Origin of the sequence: Methanosarcina acetivorans C2A (assembly GCF_000007345.1) — an archaeon.
GTDB lineage: Archaea > Halobacteriota > Methanosarcinia > Methanosarcinales > Methanosarcinaceae > Methanosarcina > Methanosarcina acetivorans.
In genome coordinates, this window is the sequence record NC_003552.1 from 4,943,097 (window position 1) to 4,956,830 (window position 13,734).

The 13,734-nt window shown below is 40.5% G+C and carries 11 protein-coding genes and 2 pseudogenes; 3 read left to right on the top strand and 10 right to left on the bottom strand.

What is annotated here, in order from left to right; translation table 11 throughout:
- Positions 1-425 precede the first annotated feature (425 nt).
- Positions 426-548, top strand: a complete 123-nt coding sequence (locus tag MA_RS29570) for a hypothetical protein (protein ID WP_282679155.1) — start codon at positions 426-428, stop codon at positions 546-548.
- A 7-nt stretch (positions 549-555) separates the two neighbouring features.
- Here MA_RS29570 and MA_RS21030 read toward each other — a convergent pair.
- A pseudogene (locus MA_RS21030) lies at positions 556-2,459 on the bottom strand (phosphoadenosine phosphosulfate reductase family protein).
- Between the two features lie 184 nt (positions 2,460-2,643).
- On the opposite strand from MA_RS21030, the gene MA_RS21035 reads away from it, so the two are divergent.
- Positions 2,644-2,931, top strand: coding sequence for a hypothetical protein (locus MA_RS21035; protein ID WP_011023923.1), 288 nt, complete (start codon positions 2,644-2,646; stop codon positions 2,929-2,931).
- Between the two features lie 16 nt (positions 2,932-2,947).
- A pseudogene (locus tag MA_RS21040) lies at positions 2,948-3,203 on the top strand (IS5/IS1182 family transposase); the annotation flags it as partial.
- Here the strand turns inward: MA_RS21040 and MA_RS27620 are convergent.
- From MA_RS27620 to MA_RS21085, 9 genes are all read right to left on the bottom strand, one after another.
- On the bottom strand, positions 3,178-3,396 hold the full coding sequence (locus tag MA_RS27620) for a hypothetical protein (RefSeq protein WP_157860367.1): 219 nt from the start codon (positions 3,394-3,396) through the stop codon (positions 3,178-3,180). The pseudogene MA_RS21040 and the gene MA_RS27620 sit on opposite strands and share 26 nt — an antisense overlap.
- A gap of 21 nt (positions 3,397-3,417) precedes the next feature.
- Entirely contained in the window at positions 3,418-4,014 is a 597-nt protein-coding gene (locus tag MA_RS21045; RefSeq protein ID WP_011023925.1) for a UPF0228 family protein, read from the bottom strand.
- Positions 4,015-4,185: 171 nt separating this feature from the next.
- Positions 4,186-5,556 carry a beta-propeller fold lactonase family protein gene (locus MA_RS21050; protein ID WP_011023926.1) on the bottom strand — a complete coding sequence of 457 codons (1,371 nt, stop codon included), beginning with the start codon at positions 5,554-5,556 and terminating at the stop codon, positions 4,186-4,188.
- Positions 5,557-5,820: 264 nt separating this feature from the next.
- A complete protein-coding gene (locus MA_RS21055) occupies positions 5,821-8,094 on the bottom strand; it encodes a PKD domain-containing protein (protein WP_011023927.1) in 2,274 nt (757 codons plus the stop codon).
- A 1,062-nt stretch (positions 8,095-9,156) separates the two neighbouring features.
- Positions 9,157-9,996 carry a hypothetical protein gene (locus tag MA_RS21065; protein WP_193589508.1) on the bottom strand — a complete coding sequence of 280 codons (840 nt, stop codon included), beginning with the start codon at positions 9,994-9,996 and terminating at the stop codon, positions 9,157-9,159.
- A 346-nt stretch (positions 9,997-10,342) separates the two neighbouring features.
- The gene (locus MA_RS21070) at positions 10,343-11,269 is read right to left on the bottom strand and encodes an ABC transporter ATP-binding protein (protein ID WP_226990678.1); all 927 of its coding nucleotides are present in this window, start codon (positions 11,267-11,269) and stop codon (positions 10,343-10,345) included.
- Positions 11,270-11,274: 5 nt separating this feature from the next.
- Positions 11,275-11,790, bottom strand: coding sequence for an ABC transporter permease (locus MA_RS21075; protein ID WP_226990903.1), 516 nt, complete (start codon positions 11,788-11,790; stop codon positions 11,275-11,277).
- A gap of 233 nt (positions 11,791-12,023) precedes the next feature.
- Positions 12,024-12,401 (bottom strand): hypothetical protein, encoded by a 378-nt coding sequence (locus tag MA_RS21080; protein ID WP_011023931.1) that lies wholly within the window; start codon positions 12,399-12,401, stop codon positions 12,024-12,026.
- 487 nt (positions 12,402-12,888) lie between these two features.
- Positions 12,889-13,707 (bottom strand): Dna2/Cas4 domain-containing protein, encoded by an 819-nt coding sequence (locus tag MA_RS21085; RefSeq protein ID WP_048065883.1) that lies wholly within the window; start codon positions 13,705-13,707, stop codon positions 12,889-12,891.
- Positions 13,708-13,734 lie beyond the last annotated feature (27 nt).

Here is a 13,734-nt window from a genome sequence, read left to right on the forward strand (position 1 = left end):
TTGCACCTCAGGATCGCAGGGAATCGGAGATTTCATGGGAGTTGCGATGTAATCGCAACAGTACGCGGTCCGTTTCAGCAGAGTTGCGGCTCTGCAGCCCGAGTTGCGATTCAGGAGCCCACTATCTGTTTCGCTCCGCTCAACCAGACTATTATGAGAAAAAGTGAGCTACGCTCAAGAGGGTTAATTTATAGGTTCCAGCAGTGGGCTTCGCTCGTTCAAGCAGACTAATTCATAGATTTTTGCTAGTTTTGTTCAAGTTATCACAAAAGAATGATAGCTTTCTCTTGTCCTCCAGTAGTGTATTCCAGAATCATATCTCTGAACTGAGGTCAGGGAAGAAATTTCGAAATCCTGATTCTTTCAAAAACAGGGCAAGTTGGCAGGGTATCATTTATTCTCTGGCGAATGAGCCGCTACAGCTCGTGCAATGTAGAAAAGAAAAACTAAAACCAAAATGTACGGGCACAGGAAAGAAAAAAGAAGATGCAGGTCCGGATTTCCGGAATAGTGTCAAGCAATTAAGTGTGGACAACCTGACCATTTGAGGATTATTCACATGAATTTTACAAGCGGGCAGACTTCGATGCAGGCTCCGCAGTGGGTACAGCTCTCCCTGATCCAGGCTCTTTTTTCTTTCATTTGAATTGCGTTATGCTCGCAGTGTCCTACGCAGACCCCGCATCCCTGGCAGAGAATAGCCCTTCTTACTGAGAACTCGACCTTTCGCATGAGTTTTTTAAGGGTTTTTTCGTCAGCACTTCTTCCGTTTACGTTTCCGGAAGCAAAGACCTGAGCTCTCGATTCCCCGTGAGCAACAGAAGCGGCCCCTTCGATGAAGGAGACTTTTCCGACAGGATTGAGCATCCCGCTTTCTTCCAGTGTTTCAAGATTTATTGCCTGCCCGAAGCTTCCGTCCGCAGAGATTCCACCTGCTTTACAGGGCCGGTAGCCTGTAGCAACTTCAAAATGGAGCTCTCCGGGAGTTTCCTGGGAAGGGAGCAAGGAAATTCCCTTTTTATCCGCAAGTGCCTGCAGAACTGTAGGATAGCGTTTGAAGCGCCATAGGCCGTACCTTACCCATTCGGGAGAAAGCCCCATCTTCTCTGCATAAACCAGGAGATGGGAGTTAAGTTTTTTTGCAAGCTCGGGGTGGCTCTCTTCAAGCTGGAAAAAGTCGGAAAGGGATGAAGAGGGACAGAGCCAGCAGCCCATCCTGTCATACCCTTTTTCATAAGCCGGATTGTAGGGAGCTTTTGTCCTGAAGAGGTAAAGCCAGACATGAAGAGCTGTCCATTCCTGAATAGGAGAAGCCCCAACCTGATTTCCTACCCAGGGGTTTTTCCAGACCCTTTTACTGATGGAACGTGCGTGGGACTCGTACTGGCGCTGCCCTATAAAACTCAGACAGCCCCCTTCATAGTTTTCGTCAATCAACTGGGTAATAGGCCCGAGTTTGCAGATCTTACAGCACCAGCGCGTATCCATTGTAGGAGGACCGAAAATTCCTATAGACTCCCAGAAGGAATCCCCCGCACTTGCCGTCCTGAGAGGCTTTCCGTAATATTCCGCAACCTTTCGGACGTTTTCAAGGGTTTCCGGAAACTCAAGCCCGGTATCTGCAAACATCAATTCATAATTGTCCAGAGTTTCATCCACAAGCTGAAGCACTGCAAGGCTGTCCTTGCCTCCGGAATAGGAGACACTGACTTTAAGGTCCATACTTCCAGAAACATTTCTTATAAAGTCATGGGCATCCTCTATCATGGGGTTCAGGATTTTTTCATTGGCTTTTACGGCGTCGTTCCAGCTTTTTCCGGGAGCGAGGATTTTTGCAGCCTTCGGCTCCGCACTCCAGCGAGGCTTTACCGCGTTTCCGCGTTTTTCCTCAATCATCTCTTTTCCTGCCATCCGTGCGCGTCCGCAGCAGACCACTTCTCCGGCAGGGTTCAGGACAACGACTTCATCCTCTTTTTTGATTTCAGGGTCTGCATCAAGAACCCCGGGAGCGAGGATACTTGCTCCTTTTTTCAGGATAAAAGGCAGAATTTCCTCCTCAATAACCACCCATTTTTTCAGGTCTTTTCTGTCCCTGCCCTGGAAAAGCCGCCTTGCCGCTTCCAGGCGGGGGAGAAGGACCCATTCACAGCTCTCTATTTCAAACCTGATGGATGCAAGGACTTCTCCGTCCACTATGATTTCATCCATCCGGTCTTCATAAGGGGCTTTGTTGAGCACCACAAGGTGCCTTCGGGGATAAGAGGAGCATTGAATTGTTTTTCAGAAACGGAATTTATGCGTCTTATATCATAATCAAAAGCCGGGCGGATATCTCCGGGAGGAGTGACTTCAACTCGTTTTGTTCTTTTTCCGCACCCACATTTTTTCCCGAGCACAGGCACATTGCAGGTTTCGCACCAGTGCAGGAGCATTTTGCCAAGGTATGCTGGTCTGGACATGTCAAGCAGATTGAGAGAGGTTCACCTTTAAAAGGCTTTGGCTTTTTTGCAGATTTTCTCGACCTCCTCCGAATGATTTTCTGAGTACGTGTGCCTTATAGATGTTTATCTTTCAGAGATCTCAAAAATAATAGTAACATAATTATATAAAAATGCAAAAAATATAAGGTATTGGGGGAAAGTCATGGTAGTAATAAAAGAAATCGATTCGGTAACATTCGGGAAAATCCTTACAATCCTTTACGGAACAATGGGTTTCATTTTCGGAATCTTTACAACAATCGCTGCTTTTATGGGATTTTCGGTGCCAAGAAAATTCGGAATTTTTTCCTTGATTTTCGGGAAATGGGCTGTACTCAGTCTGCCTATATTTTATGGAGTATCTGGATACTTCATAGGGCGTATTGCAGCTAGCCTGTACAATTCATTGGTTGGCTCAAAAAAAGGCTTCAGGGTAGAACTTTTGCACTGAGTGTTAGCAGTGTCCCGAATTTGCTGCTATCAGAGAATTAATTGAAGAATATGACTATACGGGGCCCGGATCAGAAGATGTGGAGAAGAAAACATAAAAAAGAGATACCGGATTACAGAGCAAGAAGGTGGGTTGCGGAAAGGATACATTCATGGCTGAATAGATTCAGAAGGCTACTGATTAGATGGGAAGAGAAAATCAAGGATTACTTTTCTATGCTTCATTTCGCATGCTCATGGATAACTTTCAGAGCAGCAGGACTTTTCGGATAGGCTCTAATATATTCGGAATAAAAAAGACTGCAAAGCAAATGATAAGCAATACGTTGTATGATTTTTTCATCATAATAAATTCACATCCATAACCTCGCGGACACGACCCAAAATTGTCAGGGTCGAATGTGCATACGATCACCTGCATGCCGATTACCTGCATTGCTCTTGTATCCGAATAGTCTTCAAACATCTTCTCAAAAATGTGAATAAATTATTGATCATAGATATAGCCAATATGTACAGAAAAAACACTTTCATTATTTTCAAGCTCATTTTTTATTCTGATCGCATCTTCTTCCGGAATCCAATATCTGGTCCCGTCCGGCTTTTCAAAGCGAATATAGCACCAGACAGACTTTTTCAACCGAATATCATATTTCTCCAGTATCGCAAGAAAAGTTTCATCATTAATAGCCTGCTCAGATACCATAATTACGTAATAATCTCCTTTCCGGACAACATGTGAAGGAGAAGACACCATCCAGTCTTGATTCTCTTCCTTCATTTCTTCACTCAGTTCGCGCCTTACATCCCTTTCATCTTTGTCTAACATGATGTAGCAGTCGTCCGCCATATTCCTATTATTGTATTCGATACTATAGTTCACAGTCATGTTGTAGTTTTCAAGAATAGTTTCAACTTCATAATCGGAAGTTCCGTTTTCAAACTGGACATATATGCCGCATACCTTAAGCTCATTGTTGACCGTTGGTTCCTTATCAACTGGCGTCTTAATAAATAACCCCCAAAGAACTACAAGAATAAGAAATATAACAAAAATAGCGAGTTCTGTACTGATTTTGCCCATACCAACACCGCAAAAAGATGAAAGGTTTTAATCCCTCACAGTATGCTTAAAGCTTCAATCGTCAGTTTCTATGCTTTTCATTTACCTGGGTTGATAGGAATGAATCGTCAGCCGCCAGCAATGCCAGCAATAGATATTCAATCCAAGCCCTGTGTCACTTTTTCCCTTGTGTTACTTTTTCCCGAGTTTCCATCCACCATACAGACAGGCTAAGCTTCCCAACAATCCAAAGCCCGGAGCAGAGTTACTCTTTCTCGACTCGTTTTCACCTGAACCACTGCCATTATCAGATTCAGAGTTATTATTGTTAGTGTTGTTTGAATTGTTGGGTACAGTAATGTTTTTTTCGTCAGACGGCGAGAAGTTAGTTTCTTCAACTCCTATATCTTCAGTTGCATTAAAAATAGCCACTGTACTTTTGTCAGTTTCATTGGAACTTACAATCTTAATTTGATCAGTAATTTCAGAACATTTAAGAGGTCCAATGACAACTCCAAAAGGACAGTTCATAGTATATTTTCCTGTATTTACAGTTGCTGTAACTTTGTTTGTGGTTGTGTCAATTACGGAGACATTATCTGTGTAGTCACTGGAGTGAATATCAGAGACCACTACATAGGCCTTTTTTCCATCTGGAGTGACTGCAACTCCTCTGGGAGCAGTTCCTATGGACACTGTAGCTGTAACACTGTTTGTTGCTGTATTAATTACAGAAACAGTGTTACCCGGTTCATCAAGGGAACCGGAGTTCGTCACATATATTTTAGTTCCATCAGGACTGACCGCAATATCACTGGGCCCGTCTCCTACAGGCACAGTTCCTGTAACGTTGTTTGTATTGGTGTCAATTACAGAAACATTGTTGCTGCCCGAATTAATCACATACACCTTATTTCCATCAGGACTGATTGCAACATCAGTAGGATAGTCTCCTACAGGTACAGTGGCTGTAACTTTGTTTGTAGCCGCATCAAGCACAGAAGTAGTGTTATTGCGGCTGTTAGTAGCATAGATTTTTTCCCCATCCGGTGTAAATGCAACGTTATAAGTACTCAACCCCATATTAACCGGATCCATTACAGTGTTTGTGGATGTGCCAATTACTGTGTTAATTACAGAGACATTGTTGCTATTATCCTCTACTCTACTGTAACGATTCGTTACATAAACCCTTGATCCCGTCGGATTGACTGCAACTCCTCGAGGATAACCCCCCACATCCACTACGGCATCAACTGTATTTGTAGCTGTATCAATTACAGAGACGGTGGTGCTTAATCCTGATATGTCTGTCACATATACCTTTGTTCCTGCAGGGTTGATTGCGACTTCTCCGGCCCAGCCTTCTACAGGTATCACAGCTGTTAGACTGTCAGTTGCGGTGTCAATTACAAAGACAGTACCGGTGTCGATTCCTATACTCGTCACATATGCAAATGGAGCTGCGCCTGCTAAGCCCACCAGTGTTAGAATCACAAACGCCGTTGTTCCAAAAGCTCTTATGAGAGTATGTCCTCTACGTGCTTTATTAGACATTACCATAGATGGAAGTGGAATCGAAAAAGTTGCAATTGGTATTGTTGAGATAGTTTTACTTTTCATCTTTTGTTTTCCAAGCAGTGTTTGTCCTTCATGCCAGTATTGTTATCAAAAAATCCGGAGTTATGATATTTTCTAAAATCTTCTATAATTTAATTCGATTTCCGGATAAAATCGAATCTGATAAGGTTTTAGGGTTATGAATGTATGAAAAAATTGAAACGAATCTTGAGGCAAAATAATATCAGGATAAAGTTTTCTTACTTTTTATTTCTCCTTTATCCAGAATGCAACTGTCAGGCTTATCATCCCGTAAACGATTTCAAATCCGGGAGTTCTTTTGCTTTCTTTTGCAGGAATGCCTGTATCTGTTGTTAAGGTTGCCCCAGAACTACCGTTTCCTTCGCCGACTATTCCGTTTTCACCTGGACTTGTTGCATTCAGCACAAAGATCGCGGCCTCTTTTGAGGCTGTTCTGCCTTCATTGTTTACTGTCAGGTTAACAGTATAGGTTCCTGCTGAGGAGTAAGTATGGACCGGATTTTGATCGGTTGAATTAAATCCATCTCCAAAGTCCCAGTTCCATAAAGTTGCGTTCTGAGAGCGATCATTAAACTGGACCGAGAGAGGAGCGTAACCGGAGGTGATATTACTACTAAAGTCTGCAACAAAAAATGCTGAATGTTCAGGATTTGCTTTCAGAATAACAAGACCGTTAACACCATCAATTGCATAGATATAATTCCCTGAAACTTCAATATCACTGGCATAAACGGCATAAATCCCTTTTAAAATCGGAGATGAAGGATTGCTGATATCAACGATTATAAGACCATTATCAACGGCTACATAGGCGTAATTGCCTGAAATTGAAACACGGTCAGCATATCCTGCAGTATCATACCTTCCTATCATAACCGGAGAAGAAGGATTACTAATGTCGATAACCACAAGCCCATTTTTGCTATCGGCTACATAGGCATAGTTTCCTGAAACTGCAACATCGCAAGCATGCCCTGCAGTATCATAACTTCCAGTTAAAATAGGAGAAGAAGGATTGCTGATATCAACAATCAAAAGACCGTCTCCTTCATCGGCTACATAGGCATAATTACCCGAAACCTCAACATTCCAGATACATGCAATATACGCATAATTTTCTATGACGGTTGGAGAAGTATCATAAATCCCCTTAAGAGTTGGAGAAGAAGGATTGCCGATGTCAACAATGAAAATACCGTTAGCATTGTCGGTTACATAGGCATAATTGCCGGAAACCGTAATATGTTGAGCCCATCCCCCAGTATTGAAAGTTTCTTTCAGAATTGGAGACGACGGATTGCTTATGTCAACAATCACAAGATCATTCCTATCGGCTATATAAGCATAATCGCCTGAAACCACAACGTCTTGAGCAGATCCGGGAGTATTGCAACTTCCTTTGAGAATGGGAGAAGAAGGATTGCTGATATCAACAATCAAAAGACCGTTATCCCAATCGGCCACATAGGCATAATTGCCCGAAATAGAAATACTTTTACTCATTCCAATAGTATTGTAAATTTCTTTGAGACCTGGATAAGAAGGATTGCTGATATCAACAATCACAAAATCATTTTTATCCGCTATACAGACATAATTACCTGAAGCTGAAATATCTCTGGCATATCCTGGAGTATCACAGCTTCCTTTGAGAGTTGGAGAAGAAGGATTGCTAATATCAATTATCGCAAGACCTTTATCATTATCAGCCACGTAGGCGTATTTGCCCAAAACTGAAACATCACAAGCAATTCCGGCAGTATTGTAGCTTCCTTTGAGAGTAGGAGAAGAAGGATTGCTGACATCAACAATCAAAAGACCGGCATTGCCATCGGCCACATAGGCGTAATTCCCGGAAATTGAGACACCGTAAATACCTCCTTCAGTATCGTAGCTCCCTTTAAAAACAGGTGAAGAAGGATTGCTGATATCAACAATCATAAGACCATTATCCCAATCGGCTACGAAGGTGTAATTCCCGGAAACTGCAATATCGCCAGTAGAACCGGCATAACGCCCTTTGAGAATCGGATCGGAAGGATTACTGATATCAACAATCAAAAAGCCATCGTCATCAGTTACATAAGCGTAATTACCGGAAACTGCAACACAATAAGTATATCCGGAAATATTGTAGCTTCCTTTCAGGGTAGGAGAAGCAGGATTGCTGATATCAACAATCATAAGACCATTATCCTCATCGGCTACATAGGCATAATCTCGGGAAACTTTTACGTCCCTTACTAAACCTTCTATCATGATCTTACTCACTAAAACAGGTGAAGAGGGATTAGTTATATCCAATATCAAAAGGTCCTGCCCCTGTCCAACATAGGCATAATTGCCAGCGACATCAACAGCATCCGTCGTCCCACCGAAATGTCCCACCGGTTTCATTTTGACTTCAGGATCAGCGGCAACTCCAGAAACCGACCCTGTGATCGTTACCAAAAAAACAACAAAGATAAGTGGGCAAATTATTTGTCTGTTTATTTCCATTATTTTACGTCCTATCCTTCAGGGCCTTACTCTCGTGTTTTCAAAGATGCCAGATTCTTAACCACAGATATTTTTATGCTTTCACTCAAAGGAATCTAAGTTTTAAACTAATCTCAATAAGTGAGGAACGGGTTTGAATTAAACGGAAAGTAGTTAACTGACGACCCTATTGTTTTATTGAAACAAATCCCGGTTCTGCTTACTGTGCTAATATTTCTATATCATGAAAATTGAAAAAATGAAAAGTTCAGGTTGCCTGGAATGTATCTTCAAACTCTAAAAATTCCTTTTACATAACTCCTTATAAGTTTTCTGACCATAGTCTCTAACAATCAGAAAGAACGTCGGACTTATTATTACAGTTCTCTGAAATGTCACTTGATATGAAGAATTGTTTAAGATCCTAGTCAGAGAACTTATATACTCGTACCGGAGCAAGTGCATTATAGGATTAAAAATTGTAAATGTGCTGTGTAAAGGAAGAGACAAACCGTTCAATAGCATTCAAAAAAATCTCAATAATTCGGCGCGGGAAAACATTCTCGGTTTTTACATTTTCATAAGTACCCTGAAGTTGATTCTGTAGAAGTTCTTAATTCTGGATTATGTAGAGCCTATATATAGTCTCATTACACACTCAACTAAAAGGCAGCAACTTAGTAAAATATTTTTTAATTAAGATTCTCTGCTGTCATGATTTACTATGTGTATAATCAGAATTATAACCAAATAAGGAATTAGAGATTCCATAAATGCTGCAATAATTATTGCTATAAGAATTGACATATCAGGTTGACCAATCACATTCAGAAGATTCAAAATAAAAAAAAAGGCAAAACAAGCGAGAAACAATATTTCATAACTTGATCTTTTCATAATAAATTCACACCCATACAAAGAAATTAATTCATTTCAATAATTGAGCTGATCCCAAACAAGGTTTCTTCTTAAAATCAAAAGTATCAGAACCAATTTACATAATCAGAAGCTTGATTGAGAGTTGATAAGGGTTGATTGAGCGTTGATAAGAGTTTATTAAGCGTTGATAAGTTGATTGAGAGTTCAGAATTCAAGATTCAGGGGACCAATTTTGAGTTTTTGGTTAAGATCGGTTATAGAGTAATGAGTCCCATAATTTCCATTTCGATCACACGATAAATAAACCTTGATGTAATAGTTTTGAACAGTTATGCTGTTGCCCCTGTATTCAAAACCGTAATGGAAATTTCCCTGACCGTAAACTTCTGCAGTATTGTTAGAAGTTAGATACTCACCATCTTCCCAGTTAGAAATCTGCCAGAGATTGAGAGGCATATTGTGCACGTACCATGAGTCTAGATGATAAGGCTGTACGGATTGGTGATCATACCCAAAATACCCTTCTGTGGTAACTGTAAACAATTTCCAACCAAGGAAATTATACTCACTTACGGAGTGAGTTAGAGTAGAAGTATAATCCGGATTCACCAGCGATTGGGAATCCATTTCACTTTTTTTACTATTTAGCTGGATTGTATTTTTTTGGTTATTTAACTGGACGGTATTATTGTTTGTTTCTTCTACTATCAGATTATCAATAACAAAATAACCTTGATTTGTGAAAGTTATATTTGATCCGTCTTTCAGTTGATATGTCCTGGAATTGTTTTCATCTGAAGCAGTATCGAGCTTTGGCATTGAAACTTTATGTCTGTTTGCTTTACAATAATCCGCAATCACATCGTCTGTGGATAGGTTTTCTGTATTTGAGTTCAGTGCATCAATTAACCCCTGCTCCCATTCTGAAGGCTTATCACCTGTTTTTAAATTTTCCTCTGCACTTACCGCCGGCATAAGCACCGCGTATGCAAGTAACATTGCCAGAAGCAATGTTCCCATGTCAGAATTATTCTGAAAGTCCATTTGAACTCTACAAGTCCCTCTTTGTCAACTCCTAATAAGTTTTCTGACCATAGTCTCTAACAATTGAGAGAATACTGGATATACAATCCACCTTTTCAGAAATATTATTTAATAGGACAAATTGTTTGAGATACTGGAGGGAAAATATATATACTCACACCTAACGCAAGGGTTCCCCTAAAATTAAAAACCGAAGGATACTATTAAAAGGAAACAAAAGGAAACGCAAAAATTTAGGATCTAAATCCGGGTTTTGGGAACAACTAATTGTATGATCCGACCTTCGCAGACATGGGTAAAGCCATGTTTCCTTTTGAAGCAAAAACACGGCTTTCCTACCTGAAAGTTAAAGATTCATTCCTGTGGCATTAAGAAAAGCATCTTCCAATGAGAGAGAATTTTCTATAAGTTTGAAAACACGGCCTCCGCTTTCAACAATTAACCTGTTGATTTCCGGTTTGACATCTATCCTGGAATTTACGAAAATGTCCAGAGTATTTTCGGCTTTCAATTCGGTTTTTACAACAAACTCCAGACTCTTGATCAAAGAAATCATCTCAGAAGAGAGATTGTATACTCCAATCGTAATAACTCCATTTGACTCAAGGTGGCGAATTTTCTCAATTGCACTTTCGGCAATAAGCTTGCCTTTGTCCAGAATCCCGACATAGGTACAGATCTCCTGTACTTCCAGAAGGTTATGGGATGAAAGAAATATCGTAATCCCTCTGTTATTGCACTCGCGAAGAATTTGCCGAATTTGCCGGATACCAACAGGATCAAGACCGTTTGTTGGTTCGTCAAGAACCAGTACTTCCGGCTTATTCAAAAGAGCCTGGGCAATTCCCAGCCGTGTTTTCATACCATGGGAAAAATAAGCCACTTTTTTGAACATTTCATTGCCAAGCCCAACCTGATCCAGTAAATTCCGAGATTGTTCCAAGCTCTCTTTTTTACTCAGGCCTTTTAACCTGCCGTAATAGATCATGTGGCTTAAGGCTGTCCTCTCATCGTAAAAACCGGAATCCTGAGGAACCAGACCCAGGAGCTGTTTAATCTTTCCCGATTCGGAAGACATGTCCATGCCGTCAACAAAAATTTGCCCCTGTGTAGGCGTTGAAAGCCCTGACAATAATTTTATTGTGGTTGTTTTTCCGGCACCGTTCCGGCCCAAAAAACCGTAGATACTTCCTTTTTCTACATTCAGGGAGAGATCTTCCAGAACAAAACGGGAACCGTACTTTTTGTACAGTTTTTTGGTAGAGATAGCCACAGTAATTAGAAATCCCTCCTTTTAATGGCTACCAAACTCATGGATAAAAAGGCCAGTATGTACAGGAACATTGACAGCAGGCTTTCAAAAACTTTAAGATATCCACCTTCAACCGGGAAGCCTCTCATAAACTCCATATTTTTAGCCCCATAAAAAAAGGGGGTGATATATTTTAGATAACTTTCATTTCCCTGTAATATGAAAAATATCAAAATCCCAAGAAAGACTGCAGACATTGTGAATGAAATTTTGTTGTTTGCAGACAGCGTTGAGATAAATATAAAAATACTTATGAAACATCCCAAATAAAGGCTTGAAGAAACCCAGAATAGGATGATACTTTCGAACTGAAAGGCGTTTCCTGAGGAATACTGATATATCAAGCTTATAAGTGCAATTCCGGAGGAAACGGACGTAAATACCAGTAATAAAAAGAAAAACTTTCCTAAGACAAAAGATGACCTGTGGACCTTGGAGAGGATGTATCTTACCGACCCGGTTTCAGTTTCACTGCTTATGATATCAAAAGACGCTATCATAGTCATGAAAGGTCCGATAAACAACACCACCTGATAAGAAATCAAAGTATACGGGATGTCGCCGGAATTTGAAAAGAAAAGGAAAAGGTAACTGGTACTATAGTGCATTACCAGAAAACAAAGAAAGATAAAAACTCCGCCAAAAAGCCAAACATATCTACTTTTTGAACCCCTTAATGTTTCATCTTCTCCAATAATCCGTATTTCAGAAAAATTCATAATCTTTCGTCCTGTTGATTACTGCTGAGGTTGGAGGCAACAAATGCCCCAAAGAACCCTATTACTGAATAGAAAAAAGCCATAATGAGCGCAAAACCGATGAGAGCAGACAGAGCTACACCCCCATATTGTAACGCGAGCTTTCCATCGGAGGTAAACAAAAATACTAAAATCCAGCCAATCAGGTTATATGTAAATATTGAAAAAAAAGCATATTTTTCCGACCCTTTGCCTATGGTTTTACCAATTAATATGCCTACAACAACAGCACCTATAATCCCTCCGTATGTTGGATCAAACCCTAAAAATTCAAAAAACCCGAATAACACAAGTCCGACCACTATTCCTATAAACAATAAATTTCCGGTTTTCATGATATCACATTCAAAAAATGGTGAGAACCACAGAAATAAACAAAAGAAGAAAGGAAATAATTCCTCTTTTTTTACTCCATAAATTCCTGGTTGTTAACTCCTTATAAGTTTTCTGACCAAAGAGTCTAACAATCCAAAGTATGTAGGATTTATGATTAATTATTTAAAAAGCCCTGTATAATAGGACTAATTGTTTGAGATTTTGGAATTGTTTGAGATTTTGGTCAGAAAGCGTATACACCCATGCCCAACGTAAGTTAGCCATCAGGATGAAAAATTTATAATATTCATATTAAAAAAGATACTAACCGTTCAACCAAATTTGAAAAAATCCTTACAATTCATTACAGAGCAACATATTTCTTTTGTATCGTTTTTTACCTATTTATTAATGCGCTTTAGTGTTACCTTCTATCACCCTAACATGGTACATTCTTCTGGTTTTTGCTCTTTTTCATTGTGTTGTAATTTTTTGTCAATATTCTGTTCAAAAAAACTTAGACATAAGAGAAGAATTCGAAACACAATGCTCTGAAAATGTACATTGCGTGCAGAATTTTTCTTCAGTTTTTTCAGGCATGAGTCCGGCTTTTATTTTTTCCACCCGCCTGCAGATTTTCAACACCTCTCTCCTGTCCGAACTTCGGATGACCACTTTTCGGAGAAGCCCGAAACTTACATACTCAACAAAAGCGAAAGGGACCTCTTTTCCGGATTCGGCTTCAAGGAGGAGGGCAAGAGATGCAGCATGCATTCTATCGGACGCCCAAACCCCCTGGACAGGGCAGTTTCCCGGTTTCAGGATTGAAGGAACATTCGTGTCCTCAAAACAGACTATTTTGGAGGGGACACCTTTCAGGTTAAGTTTTTCCGAGGAAAGAAAAGGCTCGGTTTTTACAGGGGTAAGTGCCGCAAGCATGGTGTCTTTTCCATATTCTTCAAGCCCTCTTAGAAGGTTCGCCACAATTTCCGGAATTTTTGCTCTTGCCCGCGCGCTCCCTTCTTCCAGTGCGCCCCCTTCTATGCGGGTAAAATCCCCCGGAAACATTAACGGGAGATCTTCATATGCCTGATTGAGGGCAACTTCAAGTTCTTTACACAGGGTATCGGCGTTTAACGAACACTTGCTCACAATTTCAGGATAATTTAGAGAGAGCTCTTTCAGGAGCATTCTCTCGAGCCGTGAAGCGTTTATTTCCGGAAATAGTTCAAATCCGCGGCTGACAAAGTACACCCGCCGCGGGCAGCTGATATATAGGAGAAGGTCGGAGACACTTATCTCCGGGCTCCGTGGAGTTGCAGGCATCACGTTCCAATTTATCTTTCGGATCTT

Coding starts and splice junctions, on each gene's coding strand:
- MA_RS21035 (WP_011023923.1), top strand. CDS start 2,644: ATGGTAGTAATAAAAGAAATCGATTCGGTAACATTCGGGAAAATCCTT.
- MA_RS21055 (WP_011023927.1), bottom strand. CDS start 8,094: ATGGAAATAAACAGACAAATAATTTGCCCACTTATCTTTGTTGTTTTT.
- MA_RS27620 (WP_157860367.1), bottom strand. CDS start 3,396: ATGTTTGAAGACTATTCGGATACAAGAGCAATGCAGGTAATCGGCATG.
- MA_RS21065 (WP_193589508.1), bottom strand. CDS start 9,996: ATGGACTTTCAGAATAATTCTGACATGGGAACATTGCTTCTGGCAATG.
- MA_RS21085 (WP_048065883.1), bottom strand. CDS start 13,707: ATGCCTGCAACTCCACGGAGCCCGGAGATAAGTGTCTCCGACCTTCTC.
- MA_RS21080 (WP_011023931.1), bottom strand. CDS start 12,401: ATGAAAACCGGAAATTTATTGTTTATAGGAATAGTGGTCGGACTTGTG.
- MA_RS21050 (WP_011023926.1), bottom strand. CDS start 5,556: ATGGTAATGTCTAATAAAGCACGTAGAGGACATACTCTCATAAGAGCT.
- MA_RS21045 (WP_011023925.1), bottom strand. CDS start 4,014: ATGGGCAAAATCAGTACAGAACTCGCTATTTTTGTTATATTTCTTATT.